Source organism: Bacteroidota bacterium, assembly GCA_040388375.1.
Taxonomy (GTDB): domain Bacteria; phylum Bacteroidota; class Bacteroidia; order UKL13-3; family UKL13-3; genus JAAFJM01.
Genome location: JAZKBU010000003.1, coordinates 178,046 through 194,687, shown reverse-complemented (window position 1 = coordinate 194,687; position 16,642 = coordinate 178,046). Strand labels below are relative to the sequence as shown.

The following is a 16,642-nucleotide window of genomic DNA, read 5'->3' as shown; positions in this document are numbered from 1 at the left end:
TTTAAATTAAAACTGAACTGAAACTCCAATACGGGTTAATCTTGGTAATAAGAATCTATCAGGATTAACCATCCTTGTATTGTATAGGTCAATAAATGATTGTGCATTGGTTGCAGTACGAATTTGATCTGCCGCATATGGTGAATTTAAATAACCATCATTGTATGCACTACCTGTGTAACGGTAAACACTTGAAACGTTCACTGCATTGAATAAATTGGTTATTGTTAAGAAAATACGCATGCGGTATTCTTTAATACTAGCACCAGCTTTTTCGTTTTTAATGGTAAAGTTTTTATCAATATTCAAATCAACGTTAAACTGTGCAGGTAAATTAGAGCCATTAGGCGTTCCTTTAATAGGGCTTCTTGCAGCAACACCACTTTGAACTCCGTCTGCGGTAGCAATCATATTTTGCGTATACGGACGTCCTGAATAAGCTGTGAAAAGGAAATTGAATCCAGCATTTTCAAATATTTTTTTACCGTTTACAACAGGGCCATTGTATTTTTTATCTTCTTTATAATGGAAATCGAAATTACCTTTAAAAGAGTGACGTGTATCAAAATCTAATGGAAATACGGTACGGATATTAGGTAAACCTGCTTGTATTAATGCACTGCTTGAAGAAACATTTGAACCTGTTCCATCAGCAAATTGTAATTGGTAATTTGCATCAAAATTAACGTTACCCATATCAATTAATTTATAGTCTAATCCTATTGATTTAGTTGTAGAAAAATCAATATTACCTACAGTACTATATGTATTTGGCCAAGCTTGTATATAGCTATATAATTGGGTCATGTTTCTGTACTCGCGGTATGAAGCAATAATTCCTAAAGCTGAGTTTTTGCCAATTTGTTGACGGAAACCAATTTCGTAATCGGTTACTTGGGTCATTTTCAAATCTGGATTAGCTATAACTCCTGTTAATCTGTTTGATAAGAAGTAATAGTCATCTATTTGAGCCACATTGCTACCTGGTCTTTGTGTTAATATATCATAAGTACCATAAAATTGTGATGAGGTAGAAATAGGGAATGAGAACCAAACACGTGGTAAAATTTTCACATCTGGCTCGTAATCTTTAAATGATTGTACTGTAGGCACTTTAGGATTTTTAGCATCCACTACGTATGGAATATTTTGGTTAGTTCCTGCTGCGCGCTGAATAGCTGCAGGATCTGAAATAGGATTACCATTTTTGTCGTACCATTTATTACCATCTCTAAATCCAGCAATACCATATTTATCGCCATTGAAGTTGTCGGTGTTGATGTATACTTTCCAACCATCGCCAACTACACTTGGTATAGCATCTGAAGCAATTTTTAATTCACCTGCTGCTGCTGATCTGATTTCGCCTGCTGAAATAATAGGAACCATTGAATATGGATCGCGTAATACTGGTTGGTTTGCATCAAATCTTTCTACACGAACTCCAACACGCAAAATTAAATCTTTGAATGTAAATTTATCTTGAATCCAAGCTGCCGCATAAACTGGTTGATATGCCGGTAAAATTCGATTTTTAAAGAACTCATTGATACCTGGTTTTCCTGATACTTCATTACCTAAATGGTCATATCCAAAGTAAGAAACAAATGAATTACCATTGTTTAATAACTCGTTGGCAGAAAACATATTTAATGAATAAGTCCCTGGTGAATATGAGTTGATATCAATAAAAGTTTGATCATCTACTGGTTTACCGTTATTATCAGTAGCTCCACTACTAATTAATTTTTCGCGTAAATTTTTATCAAATGTTGATTGTGAAGCTTCAACAATTCTACGGTTAAAAGTAATAGTATCTTGAAAAACGCCATTGGCATCAAATCTAGCTTGTCCAATAGAGTCTAGACCAGTAAACTGACTGTTGGCTAATAATGGCATTAATTGCCATAAATCTCCAGCAGATAAGCTATAGCCTCTTTGGAAACGTTGCTCGTAAGTTAATCCAAACTGTAAATTGTGTTTGGCCTTTAAATTTCTACGTGGTGCTAATGAAGCATTTGATTCTAAATAAACAATATAGTTTTCGTATAAGTTTTTAGAATAGCCTGTTTGCACATCACCTGCGTTACCCCACATACCAGAGTAAATAGCTAATGGATCATATCCATTTACAATTGCCCCTGCACCTCTTAAATTAGTTGTATTGTTAAAGCTATTAGCTCCAAAATAATTAAAAAAAGCTTGCGTATAGTTTCCTCTTATCGTATTAAAATCAGCTTTCTGAAATTTGAGGGCAGTATCTTGAAAACCCGTTTGACGCACGTAACCAGTTGATAACATTTTTCTTACAGTGGTATCAGTAGCTGTTCTATAATAAATAGTATCAGCATTTTGTCCCATTGATTTTCTTACAGTGGTATATGCTGGTGCGTTATATGTTTTAAATGTTCCTACATAACCATATTTAAAAAAGTCCTTTCCGTGGTTAGCATCATACGTTTCAGAAAAGTTACGTTCATAACTTACACGCACAGTATAATACGCATCGGTAATAGCAACTCCTGTTTTTGATGTTTCTACTTTTTCTCTTGTTGTATCATCATCATCTCGTTTCTTATTAAACATTTGTGTAAATTGCAAATAAGTAACTGTGTTATAGCCAGTTGACACTGAATTGTTTGCCGTATTTAGTAATGAGTAATAGCTATTCCAATTGTTTTGTGAAAAGAATTGAGCCGTGTAGCCTAATTTAACATTTATATTATTATTAGGTTGGTAATTAAAATTTCCTTGAGTTGCAATATTGTATGCAGATGCATTTTGACGGTAATCAGCCTTTTCTAAATCGCCTTTAGTTAAAAATTCAGCTGCAGGTACCAATGTTCCTTGTGCATTTGGACGCACTGGAGTTGCTTCAATTTCTTTCATTTTAGCATCCTTTACTTTGTATATATCCACGGCTGGTAATCTACCATCAAGTGTGTAAACACCTCTTATTGAATTGGTAAATCCTAAAAGTACTTTTTCTTTTTTACCACGATCTTTATCTTTAAATAAAATTGGACCAGAAAAATAGGTTGTTAATTCATTATGGTGTGAGTTATCTAAATAACCATAAAAAGGGGAAGATGTTCTGTATTCTATAAAACGGAACCAAGCTTTGGTCGGTGCTTTCGTTGTTGCACTAATAGCTCCTCCCGTAAAATCTCCATATGAAGCCGGAGTTCCTCCTGAAATAACTTCTAAGTTTTCAATAGCATTGGCTGGAATATTGATACCAGTAACACGCACGCCATCAATATAATAAGCAGTTCCATCAGCACGAGCACCACGAATATTGGGAGCACCACCACCACGCGAGTCAACACCTCTACTAATACCGGCAATCGCATTTATGCTTTGGGTAGCATTTCTTTGTAAATCCTTTCTAGAGCTTTGTTGAGGATCATCTCTGTCTACTAATGGACCTTTATTATCTACAATTACGGCACGTCCAATTTTACTTCCTAACGATACACTAGTTGTTGTAATTTTATTATCGCCCCTAACAGAAATACCATTAATTGTAGTTCTATCGTATCCTGTATAAGAAACTGTAAGTGAATAAGAACCTGCAGGTATGGCTGTAAACTCAAATTCTCCGTCTTTATCGGTGTATTTTTGTTTTTTTACCCCCCCACCTTCAAGTGTAACGGCAGCATATTCTATTGGCTTTTTGGTGGTTTCATCAATAACTTTTCCTTCCAGCACACCCAAGTTAGATTGAGCACTAGCAAGGGCTGACAAGCCAAATATGGCTACTAATAATAAATATATCCTTTTCATGTAAATGTTTGTTACAAATTAGTAATTGGATTAGTTTTAAGAGCGGTAAATTAAATGGGTTTTCCTTAATAAATCAAACATCACCTCATTTAGCCACTCAAGTAATTTTATAGTGCTTATTTTAAGTTAGTTAATTTTAAGAGTAGGGTTTGCGCAATTTTCACATAGCTCTCAAAAGTCCAACCGGCAATATGCGGTGATAAAAGTACTTTTTTATTGTTTATAAGGTAGTCAAAATCTTTTTGCTGCTGGTTGCTTAGGGTCGCCAATTTTTCATTTTCCAAAACATCCAAGCAGAGTCCCAGTATCTTACGACTTCCCATTAAATCAATTGTTTCGGGCATATTGAGCACCTCTCCACGGCACATATTTAGAAGGTAAATATTTTTTTTGAATTGTTTTAAAAATTTGCCGTTTACCCAATTTTTGGTCTCAAAAGTCAGTGGAATGTGTAGCGATACAATATCTGCTTCTTCAAAAATTTGGGCTAACGTTGCTTCGTTGGCATATTTATTTGAATAATTGGTCAAATATTTATCGTAAGCGAGCACTTTTACATCAAATCCGGCTAATTTTTTAGCGAGTGCTTTTCCAGTATTTCCAAATCCTATTATGCCAATGGTTTTTCCATTTAACTCAAACCCTCTGTTACCCTCTCTGTCCCAAATTTTGTTTCTTACCTCAAAATCGGCCTTGGCTAAATTCCTTAATAAGCTGAGTAACATACCTAAAGTATGTTCACCAACAGCATCGGCATTGGCTTCGCCTGCATTAAAACACTGAATACCTTTTTGTTGCGCAAAATCTACATCTACATTATCGAGTCCGCTACCTGCCCTGGCAATTACTTTTAAACTGGTAGCTGCCTCTATTATTTCTTTATCTATTTGGGTTTTAGTGCGTACTACTAAAACTTGGTATGGTGTTATTGACTGAATTATTCCGGCTCTGGTAATAGTTGGATTGTAAGTTACGGAATACCCGATTTTTTCTAAACCATCTATTAATAAGCTATCTACATCATCAATTATTAAAACTTTCACGGGCGCAATAAAGGAAATTTATTCTGATTAGAAAACAGAACTTCTTGCTAAAAGGGGTATCTTGTATTTTGCAATAAGTGCTTAGTCACATTGATAACCCTATCTTATTTTTATCTATTATCAATTTTAACTAATATCGAAACCTAATATGATTTTAGTTTTTAGAATTTTAGCTGCGCCTTTTGCTTTTATATATGCTTGTATTTTATTTTTGCGGAATACTTGTTACGATAAAAATCTACTACGTGAAACTTCATTTGAGCTTCCTATTATTAATATTGGGAATTTAGCTTTTGGCGGAACGGGCAAAACACCTCATATTGAATATTTAATTAGATTATTAAAACAACAATACAAAGTAGCTATACTTAGCCGGGGCTATAAACGTAAAACTTCAGGCTATTTTTTTGCTACCAATGAGTCTACTGCTTTTGAAATTGGTGATGAACCTACTCAAATAAAACAAAAATTTAAAACCGAAATTGATTTAGCGGTTAGCGAAAACAGGGTAATTGGTGTGCCTAATTTATTGTTTGATGCACCTGAAACGGATGTTATTTTATTGGACGATGCATTTCAGCACAGGGCTATAAAAGCAGGCCTTAATATTTTACTGACTGATTATAACAACTTATTTTTTAACGATTACCTTACTCCCGCAGGCACTTTGCGTGAATACAGGGCTGGTTATAAAAGGGCTGATTTAATTGTTGTTACTAAATGTCCCGCTGATTTAACCGTTTTGGAAAAGGAAAAAATTATTGCCCAAATAAAACCATTGGCTAAACAACGGGTATTTTTCTCTTACCAAAAATATGATTCATTGGTTCATTATTTTGATGGCTCTATTAAAACCATTGATGAACTTAAAGAAACGGACTTATTGCTTTTTAGCGGTATAGCCAAAGCACAAAGTTTTGAAGATTATTTAGAAAAAAATGCCCATTCGGTAATGGATGCATGGCAGTTTGGCGACCACCATGATTTTACAACGGAAGAAATTACACAGCTATTAGCTGAATTTGACAAACGTGCTTCAACCAATAAAATAATTATCAGTACTGAAAAGGATGCCATGCGACTGCAAACGGATGCATTTAAAACGCTCCTGCAACAATACCCTATTTACTACTTGCCTTTACAAGTTGATTTTTTCGAAAGCGATAAAAGCGCATTTAATCAATACATTTTAAACTATGTTGAACAAAATAAAAGAAGCTACTAATTATATACTTGAGCATACGCAAATAAAACCTTTAACAGGTATTATTCTGGGGACGGGCTTGGGTGCTTTGGTAAATGATTGCGAAGTAATAGATACTATCAATTACGAAGATATTCCGCACTTTCCGGTAAGCACTGTTGAAAGCCATAAGGGTAAATTGATATTGGGTTATTTAAATAAACAACCTGTTGTAATTATGCAGGGTCGTTTCCATTACTACGAAGGTTACAGCATGCAAGAGGTTACTTTTCCGGTAAGGGTTTTAAAATTTTTAGGCATTGAAAAATTATTGATAAGTAATGCTGCTGGAGGATTGAACAGGAATTTTAAAGTGAGTGAATTAATGGTATTAAACGACCATATTAATTTGCTTCCGGAATCGCCACTGAGAGGAAAACACTATAGAGAATTTGGCGACAGGTTTCCTGATATGTGTGAACCTTATAATATAGCATTGCGCGAAAAAGCAAAAGCCATTGCACTACAAAATAATTTTATACTGCACGAAGGCTGTTATGCTGCAGTGCAAGGGCCTGCATTGGAAACCAAAGCGGAATATAAAATGTTAAGTATACTGGGTGCCGATGCTGTTGGTATGAGCACAGTACCAGAGGTATTGGTTGCTGTTCAAATGCGTATACCTGTTTGTACTATTTCGGTTATAACTGACTTAGGATTTCCTGAAACTTTAAAGCCTGTTAGCTTAGAAAAAATTATTGCTGCGGCCAATAAAGCAGAACCTTTATTAAGTAAATTATTTACTGAACTGGTATAACAGTTATTCAAACAATTGGTTACCTGAGGTGGTAACTGCTTTTATTTGTATAGCTCCTTTTGTTATCTTTAATGAGCCATCTGTTTTCTTAATATTATTATCACCTTTGGCTAATTTTATAGTACCATAGCTATTTACTAAATCGTAACTCAAGTCACTGTCTGTATTGGTAAGTTGCATTTTTATATTACCATAGGTGTTATTCAATAACATATTATTGGTAAGTGTTATGTTTTTTCCTGAAATGTTGCCACTTGTTACATTCATGGCTACTGCTCCTTTACAGTTACTGGCTGTTATATCACCATAACTGGTAGTTATGTTTAAATCGCCTTCTATTTTCTCCAGTTCTACTTCGGTTGAAACACCTTTACTGATAATACTGCCTGTTATGTTTGCTAATTTTTGTTTACCATATGATGAACTTAATTTTACGTTTCCTTTTACATAGTTAAAATGAGTATTGCCTGAAATATTATTGGCTTTAACAGCCGCCTCTACATGGCTTAATACAATATTGCCATAGCTGTTGTTTATATCAACTGAATCGCCATTTATATGACTGGTGGTTATATTACCTGATGCGAGTTTTATTTTTAATTTTCCTGTTAAACTATCAATATGAATATTGCCATAGCTGGAACTGATTAAGGTGTTACCTTTTATATTAGCCAATGCAATATCGCTTGAATTGTTTTTCATACTTACATGGCCTTTTATATTGGTTAATGTTTGATTGCCATAATTACAGTCGGTAGTAATATTGCCTTCTATTGCTTTTAAAATGGTATTGCCTGACTGTACTTTAAGTATCATGTTTGATTGCATATCTGTAGCTTGTACATTTCCATAATCGTTATTTATTTTCATTTGTCCTTTTAATTTGGTCAGCAGTATATCTGAGCTGGTATTGTCTATTTTTACGTTAATGTTTTGCGGCACATCAAAATTTAAGAAACCTGTTATATCTACCATTCCGCCTAAAACTATACTTGATTTACCGCCTTCAATTGTTACTTGTAAAAGGGTATCGGTTTTTTTAATAATAATTTGGTATTGGGGTTTATTTATAACTATTCCTTTTGATTTAAATTCCATCTCGCCTTTTAATAAAAGTGTTTCTGTATTGTTTGGCTTAATATCTATTTTGCAATAACTACTTTTTATATACAAACTTTTTATGCCATTAAACAGTGTATCTACAGTAAACTTGTTTTCGCTTACTATTATGCCTGCAAGGGATTTATAATCAACGATATTGTTACTTTTTATACTATCTAAGGGTGCTGTAAATGAGTTGGGCCATAAGGGTATGTTTTGAATTATTCTCTCCCCGGTAACTTGTGTATTTGTATCTATTTCTTTTGGTCTTAAAGTTTCGTTTTCTGGCTTTTCAACCAATGTACTATCGCTTGTATTGATAATGGTATTGGGTGTATAGTCTTTTTCATAAGCATTGTTTGGTTGGTTTGCAGCCATTGCTGCTGATTGATTGCTCGTAGTAAATTTAAACCATACTAAAAGTGATAGAGCTAAAACAACTGCAATGGTTGCAATGGGCCACCAGAAACCAACACCTTTTGTCAGGCTCTTGTTTAATTTATTTAATACGTTTTGTTCTTTGTTATTGGGTATAACAATAACGGAACTATTTGCAAATACCATTTTTGATTCCATAGTTATAAGGTCATTTATTAAAGCATCATCCATGTTTCCTTCCAAAATATTTTTCTTTAGAAGCATTCGGAGCTCTTGGTCTGTTATAGGTATATTAAAAGTGCTCATAAAGTCGTTTGCTTATTTTTTCTTTTAGTCTTTGGTAGTAAACTTTTAACTGGTGTTCGGGCTTATCCATATAGGTAGCTATTTCAGCATAGGTTTTGCCCTCGCTTCTCATCAGTAAAAGCATTCGTTGCCAGTCTTCCAACTTGGTTAATTCTTCGTTCAACAGATTTAATTTTAAATTAATGGAGTTTGAATTATCATTTTCAACTGCATTGCTCATTAATTCGGCATCGGCTATATCGCCAGTTACTGAAAAATCAACCAGGTGTTTATTATCCCTGTAGTGATTTCTTAGGTAATTGATAAATATTTTAAATATAAAGGAGGCAAATTTTTCTTCGGTATCAAATGTATAATTGTTATATGAATCGATTACTTTATAAAGTGTTTTATAGATTAAATCCCAAGCACTATCTTCTTCTAAGTTCCATGTTTGAATAGCATAAGCATACAATTTTTTACCATACCTGTTATAGATTTCAGCAATAAAATCCTGCTTTGATAAATGCTTTAGGTTATATGTTTCTGTCTGTTTTATGCTCACCTGGCTTAAATATTTACCTCTTTAATTACTATAACACAAAAGGGTAACAATTTTTATTAAAAGGTGAAAAATAATGGGTTTTATCTCATTAAAACAGCTTTTTAAATCGCAGTTGGTGTTTTAGTTCCTATACCCTATTTTCGCACGATTTTTAAAAAGAGATAATATAAAGAATGGAAAATGTAATTTACTTAGTTCCCGCACTGGGGATTGTTGGCCTTATTGTTATGGCCATTAAAAGTGCTTGGGTAAGCAAGCAGGATGCAGGTGACAAAAATATGCAAGAATTAGCAGGCTATATAGCCGATGGCGCCATGGCATTTTTAAAAGCGGAGTGGAAGGTATTGAGTATTTTTGTTGTTTTTGCTGCTGCCTTGTTGGCATATTCAGGAACAATTCATGAAGTGAACGGAAAAGCAATCCACTCAAGCTGGGTTATTTCTATTGCATTTATAATAGGTGCTGTTTTTTCGGCAACTGCCGGTTATATTGGTATGAAGGTAGCTACTAAAGCTAATGTTCGTACTACACAAGCGGCCCGTACTAGTTTAAAACAAGCTTTAAAAGTTTCATTTACAGGTGGAACAGTAATGGGTTTAGGTGTTGCTGGTTTAGCGGTATTAGGTCTAGGTGGTTTATTCATTGTTTTCTTAAAAATATTTGCTGACTTAGGTGCCAATACGGTTATTACTTCTATTGAGGTATTAACTGGTTTTTCTTTGGGAGCTGAGTCAATTGCTTTATTTGCCCGTGTTGGTGGTGGTATTTATACCAAAGCTGCTGACGTTGGAGCTGATTTAGTAGGAAAAGTTGAAGCTGGTATTCCTGAAGATGACGTTCGTAACCCTGCAACTATTGCTGATAACGTGGGTGATAACGTAGGTGACGTAGCGGGTATGGGTGCTGATTTATTTGGTTCGTATGTGGCTACTATTTTAGCTACCATGGTATTAGGTCAGGAAATTACTGTGCAAGATAATTTTGGTGGTATGTCGCCAATATTGTTACCAATGGTTATATGTGGTTTAGGTATTTTATTCTCTATCGTTGGAACCTGGTTTGTTACTATTAAGGATGATAAATCGAACGTTCAAAATGCATTGAACTTAGGTAACTGGTCATCTATGATTTTAACCGTTATTGCTTCTTACTTCATTGTAAACTGGATGTTACCTGAAACTTTAAACTTACGTGGTTATGAGTTTTCTAAATTAAATGTATTCTTAGCTATTGTAGTTGGAACTGTAGTTGGCGCCATTATGAGTATTGTAACTGAATATTATACTGCAATGGGTAAAGCCCCTGTTTTATCAATTATTCAACAATCGTCTACCGGACATGCTACTAATATTATTGGTGGTTTATCGGTAGGTATGAAATCAACCGTTATTCCTATTTTAACTTTAGCCGGTGGTATCATGGCTTCTTATTATTTTGCCGGTTTATACGGTGTGGCTATTGCTGCTGCTGGTATGATGGCAACTACTGCTATGCAATTAGCTATTGATGCTTTTGGACCTATTGCTGATAATGCCGGTGGTATTGCTGAAATGAGTCAATTACCTCCTGAAGTTCGTGAACGTACTGATAATTTAGATGCGGTAGGTAATACTACTGCTGCTACTGGTAAAGGATTTGCTATTGCTTCGGCTGCTTTAACTTCATTGGCTTTATTTGCTGCGTTTGTGGGTATTGCCGGTATTGATGCCATTGATATTTATAAAGCTAATGTATTAGCCGGCTTATTTGTTGGTGGTATGATTCCTTTTATTTTCTCAGCATTGTGTATCCAAGCGGTGGGTAAAGCTGCTATGGACATGGTACAAGAGGTTAGACGTCAGTTCCGCGAAATTCCGGGTATTATGGAATACAAAGCTAAACCTGAATATGAGAAATGTGTAGCTATTTCTACCAAAGCATCTATCCGCGAAATGATGATGCCAGGTGCAATTGCTTTAATTACTCCTGTTCTTGTTGGTTTTATATTTGGCCCTGAGGTATTAGGTGGTTTATTAGCCGGTGTTACAGTAAGTGGTGTATTAATGGGTATTTTCCAAAGTAACGCAGGTGGTGCTTGGGATAACGCTAAAAAATCGTTTGAAAAAGGTGTATTGATTAACGGTGAAATGTATTACAAAAAATCAGAGCCACATAAAGCTTCGGTAACTGGTGATACTGTTGGTGATCCTTTTAAAGATACTTCTGGTCCCTCAATGAATATTTTGATTAAATTAATGTCAATCGTTTCATTAGTAATTGCTCCTTATATAGCTGTTAATGGCGGAAGCACATCGGAAAAAGAAATGATGTGTAAAGATAAAATGGAGTGTAGCTCGGAAATGGATTCGTCAGCACATTGCGGTATGATAGGTAATTGTGATTTAGAAAAATGCATGAGCATGACTAAAGAAGAGTGTGCTGCTTATTGCGATAGCATGCAATGTTCTCCTGAAGATAAAGCTATGTGCCAAAGCATGTACGGTGCTGATGGTAAATTCGACATGGCTAAATGCAAAGAAATGTGTAAAGAAGGCGATAGTAAAGGTGGAAAAGCTTGCTGCGCTGAAGAAGGTGAAGAACATGGACATCACGGACATGAAGGACACGATAAAAAATAATTAAACTTAACTGTTTTATATAAAATAAAAAACACGCTCTTGGGCGTGTTTTTTTATGGATTAATTTCTTTTAATTGCAATTGTAATGAAATGCTTGCCCGTTTTCACCTTTCTATATCTCTTTGTTGTACTTATGCCAAAAAGCAACGCTCAGCAATCGTTAACCCAAAAGTATCAATATGAGTTATTACCCCAAAAACATATTGTACCTCTTTATACGGCTGACAGTAGAGCTCACCGTTTAAGCATTCAAAAACCTTTTGATAGCCGAGGATACATAGGTAGTATGGGCGGCATTTTCCCTGTAGCTTCTATTAGTAATACTAAACAAAAATTACAGTTCAGTGTAGCATCAACTGTATATACTACCCTTAACCGATGGACAAACAGAGGACAAGTGATCAATGTTGATTTTTTTGTCGATTTATTTTTAGATTTTCAGTTAAATGAAAATTTTTCTTTAAGAAGCGGTATGGGACACACCAGTCAACACTTAAGCGATGATGCAATACAAGCAGGTTTAGTACCTATTAATTACGTGAGAGACTTCTATCAAATTTTTGTGAATTATAAAAACACCTCTCATCGTTTTTTTACCTACGGAGGTATTACTTATAATCATAATTTTAAAACAACAACAAATATATCGGGCTTTTCGATTTTACAGGTTGGATTGGAACATAGCCCTATAAAATGGGGTAATCATAATTTTTTATATTATGCCGCTGATTTTAAATTTAGGGAGGAAAGCAACTTTGCAAGCACTAATAATTTTCAATTAGGTTACAAGTATGCACTTGAAAATAGTCATGTACTCAGATTGGCAATTAACCAGTTTAACGGACTAACTGAAATTGGGCAAAACTATAAACAAAGCACAACATTTAATACGATAGGCCTTTATTTCGATTTTTAACTATTGAATAAATTATACTTAAATATACTACTTATTGTTCTTTCGTTTGCCGCAAACGGGCAGCAAACCGATAGTACTAAGACTATTGCTATTCCTAATAATCCATTAACTAGAACGCAAAAGTATTTAATAGTAGGATTGGCTGCACATCAAACAGCTAATTTTGTTATTCAATATAATTGGTGGTGGCGTGGACAAGAAAAAAAATTCAATATTGAAAAAGATGGCTTTTTTGATAATTATAGTTTAGGCGTTGATAAATTGGGCCATTTTTATACTTCATACTACTACTACCAAGCAGTAAATGAATTAATGACTTTGGCTAAATATAATGAAAAAACAAAGGCTATCATTAGCATAGCTTTACCTATGATTTGGGCTGTTAGTATTGAATTAGGTGATGGCTTTTCCCCATTTGGATTTTCGTTTGAAGATTTAACAGCTAATACGCTTGGTGTAACCTATGGTATTTTGCAGCGTAATATAAAGCCTTTACAATATTTTAAATTTAAAATGGGTTATTATCCTACTGCTGGTTATATCAATAATAATTTCCGAAACTGGGTTTTAAGTAATGATTACAGTGGCCATATTTATTGGTTAACTTTTGATATACATAACTTGGTATCGACCAATTATAAAAAATACTTTCCTCCCTTTTTAAATCTGGCAATAGGTTATGGTGTTGACAACTATGGAACTTATACCAATGGTCCGATGGAAAATAAATTTTGCATTGGACTTGACTGGAATTTGGGGTCTATTAAATCAAAAAATAAATATATTATTACGACCAGAAACTTACTTGACTATATTCATTTCCCAGCCCCGGGTATTCGAAAAACAAATGGAAAGGAAATTGATTTTGAGTGGTTGTTATTGAATTAAATTGTTATTTCCAGTTATTCAATTCAAAGGTAAATGATATATAAGCTAACCTGCCTACATAAGGACCTCCATATACCTGATAAACTTCGTTATTTAACAAATTACTCGCTCCTACTTTCACCACTGCATGCCATTTGGTTATGGTTGAGTTCCATTGTGCATCAACCATTCCATAAGCAGGAACGGTGCCTGTAAACTGCGGAGAGCCTTCAAACAAAAAACCTTCCTGCCATTTGTAGTTAACGCTATAACCCCATTTCTCTCTCTTATTCATGTATTCAATATCGCGTCCGTTTACGCCTATATTGTATTTGTGTTCGGGTGTATTGAAGGCGGGTATAATTCCATCGTTCCTATTGCCTTTATCTAATTTGTTAAAGCTATAATTGGTTACAAAACCCAAGTAGTTTTTATAAAAATAGTTTACACCTATTGTAAATCCATTGGTGGTTACTACTTGTTTTGAGTTGGTGGTAACTCTATATGTTTTTATACTATTAATCAGGTTAAAGTTGGTATCTATATCAACCTGGGTACCTATTTTATATCCTAAAAAGTCTTCGTACCAACTGTAATAATAACTGGCATCTATAAATATTTTTTTATTGATAGTTGTTCTATAACCAAACTCTATTGTTTTAACTCTTTCGGGCTTTACGGCATCTACATTAAAGTACAATAGTTTGCTCCTATCCTGTGTATTTAAAAAATCTATAAGCGATTCGGTAGTAACTAAATTTTGAAAACCATTTAAGTTGCCTAACAGGGTTGCGCGGCCTACGTTCAGGTTTATATACTGATCGGTTAATGTGGGATTACGTACGGCTGATGAGGCTGAAAACCTCAATACATGCTGCTTTTTAGTAAATAAAAATGTAGCTGCCGGTGACCACAAATAATCAAAATTCTGGTTCTTATCTACCCTGTTGGTAAAGCTTAGTTTAATAGTTGCCCCGTTGTCATAAGCATAGCCTAACAGCGATGCTGCAATAGGCATAGCTGCAACGGTAAACAATAAATCGAACGGATTGGTAATAACGCCTGTTTGCTTGGCAATACCGCTGAACAAAACACCTGCTAAAGCACCTACGGTTAGACCAACCTGGGCATTTAACAACCTGTCTTCGTTATTGAATTTTATATTATCGGATTGAAACTTTTTTTCTATTCCTAAATAAGCACCTGCCTCATTGTTATATATGCGCTGGTTTTCTGCTGTATCTAAAAAAATGGTTCCTTTACTAAACGGAGTATACAATCTATAATTGGCACCACTCTTAAAATCGAGCCCTATTAATGAAAACTCATAGCCTCCTGCTATATGATACAATGCTGATTGGTCGAAAAAACGGCTTCCTCCTTCTCTGTTTGTTCTTGAAACAATAGAATTAAAAGCGGAATCGAAACGAGCAGTTCCCGGCTCAAAACGTGCTACCCCTGTTCCATTTGAGCTGGGCAAATTGTCTGACCTTTCTCTAGCCATTTGGTGGTACTTAAATAAGCTATCGCTAAAATTTGTTTGCCAATAATTCTCTATATAACCTAAGCGTCTGTTACCCGGTATGGTATCTAAAAATAGGCCTTGTCCAATATTTTGCGAATACCATTGTAATACTTTGGGTGATAAATTTTGAAAGAGGCTATTGTTATAATCTTTCCCCCAATCTAAATCTGATTTTGATAGATTTTGCATAAGAATAGCTGTTGAGTATACATCGTAACTATTGCCGGCATCTTCGTTGGTGGAGTATATTCTTACAAAAAACTTGTTGTCTTTTTTTATCTCCAATTTGTTTTGAAAAAACAATATGTCTTTTAAACTAAACCTATTATCACCCTGGTAAACGGTTGTACCTGTTCCAAAACTGGTGGCATAAATAAGTTCTACGTCTTTCTTTACTTTATAATGTAAGGCTCCGCTTATTTTTAAGTTCCGTGAGTTGTAATCAACTAAACTTTGCTCGGCATAACCTGTGCGCAAATAATATCCTTGTCCAACTTTGGTTAACCCATCTAAGGGTGAATAAAATATCCTGTTTACATATTCATCTCCATACCTGTTTACAGCATCGTATCCACCGGCATTGCTGTTACCTGCTGGAGAATTATCAGTAGCCGAATAGTTGGTTGCATTCCAGTCATTGGCACGCATGTAAAACAAATTAAGCTTATAAGCCCATTTATCTTCTCCCGCTTTGTTTTTAAATACCTGTGCCCAACGTACACCAAACTCAAACAAATTTCTTTCTGCTGCTTTTACCTGTGCTGTTAGCCCAGGATACAGAAAGGGACTTTTGGTTTGCATATTGATAACTCCATTAAAAGCATTGGGGCCATAATAAGCACTGCTTGCACCTACTACTAAATCTACTTTTTGAATATCTAATTCGGAAGCACCTAAAAAATTACCTAGACTAAAATTTAAACCGGGTGATTGATTGTCTACTCCATCAATTAACTGCAATGACCTTACGGGTGAAGTGGAGTTGAAACCGCGTGTATTGATGATTTTAAAACCTATACTGGCCGATGTTAAATCTACTCCTTTTAAGTGCGCTAAACCTTCATAAAAATTAGCTGCTGATGTTTGTTTAATGGCAATGGCATCCATTGTTTCAACAGTAATGGGATTTTGTTTTATTTTTTCTGTAATCCTGCTATCGCTAATCTTTATTTCTTTCAGTGCATTTTCTGCTTTGTTTAATTTAACTGCAATGGGGCTATTGGTACCGGTTACTGAAATTTCTTTTACTTCATAACCTATGTATTTAACTACTAATGTAAGAGGAAGGCTTGCTTCTGTTTTTAGGGTAAATTGTCCATCGTAGTCTGTTTGAGCACCCCTCGTAGCACCTTTTACCAAAACGGAAACTCCTATTAGTTTCTCGTTCGATTTTGCATCGAGTACACTTCCTTTAATAACTGTTTGTGCAGTTACCTCATTGAATACTAAAAACAGAAAAATATAGGCTAGTAATTTTGTTTTCAAATTATTTATTTAGAAAGGTCGAAAATATCAAAATTATGCAAATAAAAAAGCAGGCAAATTTGCTTTGGGTATA

At 34.7% G+C, this 16,642-nt stretch carries 10 protein-coding genes; 5 read left to right on the top strand and 5 right to left on the bottom strand.

Annotation, left to right across the window (positions count from 1 at the left end; translation table 11 throughout):
* Positions 1 to 6: 6 nt before the first annotated feature.
* Entirely contained in the window at positions 7 to 3,786 is a 3,780-nt protein-coding gene (locus tag V4538_03890; protein MES2380157.1) for a carboxypeptidase regulatory-like domain-containing protein, read from the bottom strand.
* A 116-nt stretch (positions 3,787 to 3,902) separates the two neighbouring features.
* Positions 3,903 to 4,829: an NAD(P)-dependent oxidoreductase gene (locus V4538_03885; GenBank protein ID MES2380156.1), complete on the bottom strand. Its 927-nt coding sequence runs from the start codon at positions 4,827 to 4,829 to the stop codon at positions 3,903 to 3,905.
* Between the two features lie 148 nt (positions 4,830 to 4,977).
* Between V4538_03885 and lpxK the strand changes: the two genes are divergently transcribed.
* Complete coding sequence (lpxK, locus tag V4538_03880; GenBank protein ID MES2380155.1) at positions 4,978 to 6,054, top strand: tetraacyldisaccharide 4'-kinase; 1,077 nt, start codon at positions 4,978 to 4,980, stop codon at positions 6,052 to 6,054.
* Positions 6,026 to 6,829 (top strand): purine-nucleoside phosphorylase, encoded by an 804-nt coding sequence (locus tag V4538_03875; GenBank protein MES2380154.1) that lies wholly within the window; start codon positions 6,026 to 6,028, stop codon positions 6,827 to 6,829. Before lpxK ends, V4538_03875 begins: the two co-directional genes overlap by 29 nt.
* A 3-nt stretch (positions 6,830 to 6,832) precedes the next feature.
* On the opposite strand, the gene V4538_03870 is transcribed toward V4538_03875, so the two are convergent.
* Together V4538_03870 and V4538_03865 are read right to left on the bottom strand one after the other, a co-directional pair.
* Positions 6,833 to 8,614, bottom strand: coding sequence for a DUF4097 family beta strand repeat-containing protein (locus tag V4538_03870; protein MES2380153.1), 1,782 nt, complete (start codon positions 8,612 to 8,614; stop codon positions 6,833 to 6,835).
* Positions 8,601 to 9,158: a sigma-70 family RNA polymerase sigma factor gene (locus V4538_03865; protein ID MES2380152.1), complete on the bottom strand. Its 558-nt coding sequence runs from the start codon at positions 9,156 to 9,158 to the stop codon at positions 8,601 to 8,603. Before V4538_03865 ends, V4538_03870 begins: the two co-directional genes overlap by 14 nt.
* 173 nt (positions 9,159 to 9,331) lie before the next feature.
* On the opposite strand from V4538_03865, the gene V4538_03860 reads away from it, so the two are divergent.
* The 3 genes from V4538_03860 (at position 9,332) to V4538_03850 (ending at position 13,580) form a co-directional block, all read left to right on the top strand.
* Positions 9,332 to 11,776 (top strand): sodium-translocating pyrophosphatase, encoded by a 2,445-nt coding sequence (locus V4538_03860; protein MES2380151.1) that lies wholly within the window; start codon positions 9,332 to 9,334, stop codon positions 11,774 to 11,776.
* Between the two features lie 133 nt (positions 11,777 to 11,909).
* A complete protein-coding gene (locus V4538_03855; GenBank protein MES2380150.1) occupies positions 11,910 to 12,692 on the top strand; it encodes a DUF1207 domain-containing protein in 783 nt (260 codons plus the stop codon).
* 3 nt (positions 12,693 to 12,695) lie between these two features.
* A complete protein-coding gene (locus tag V4538_03850) occupies positions 12,696 to 13,580 on the top strand; it encodes a DUF2279 domain-containing protein (GenBank protein MES2380149.1) in 885 nt (294 codons plus the stop codon).
* A 4-nt stretch (positions 13,581 to 13,584) separates the two neighbouring features.
* Here the strand turns inward: V4538_03850 and V4538_03845 are convergent, their stop codons facing one another.
* Positions 13,585 to 16,569 carry a carboxypeptidase-like regulatory domain-containing protein gene (locus V4538_03845; GenBank protein ID MES2380148.1) on the bottom strand — a complete coding sequence of 995 codons (2,985 nt, stop codon included), beginning with the start codon at positions 16,567 to 16,569 and terminating at the stop codon, positions 13,585 to 13,587.
* Positions 16,570 to 16,642: the final 73 nt, after the last annotated feature.

Bases quoted from the DNA above. Each gene is read 5' to 3' on its own strand.
- V4538_03890 (MES2380157.1), bottom strand. From the start codon at position 3,786: ATGAAAAGGATATATTTATTATTAGTAGCCATATTTGGCTTGTCAGCC.
- lpxK (MES2380155.1), top strand. From the start codon at position 4,978: ATGATTTTAGTTTTTAGAATTTTAGCTGCGCCTTTTGCTTTTATATAT.
- V4538_03875 (MES2380154.1), top strand. From the start codon at position 6,026: ATGTTGAACAAAATAAAAGAAGCTACTAATTATATACTTGAGCATACG.
- V4538_03870 (MES2380153.1), bottom strand. From the start codon at position 8,614: ATGAGCACTTTTAATATACCTATAACAGACCAAGAGCTCCGAATGCTT.
- V4538_03860 (MES2380151.1), top strand. From the start codon at position 9,332: ATGGAAAATGTAATTTACTTAGTTCCCGCACTGGGGATTGTTGGCCTT.
- V4538_03855 (MES2380150.1), top strand. From the start codon at position 11,910: ATGCCAAAAAGCAACGCTCAGCAATCGTTAACCCAAAAGTATCAATAT.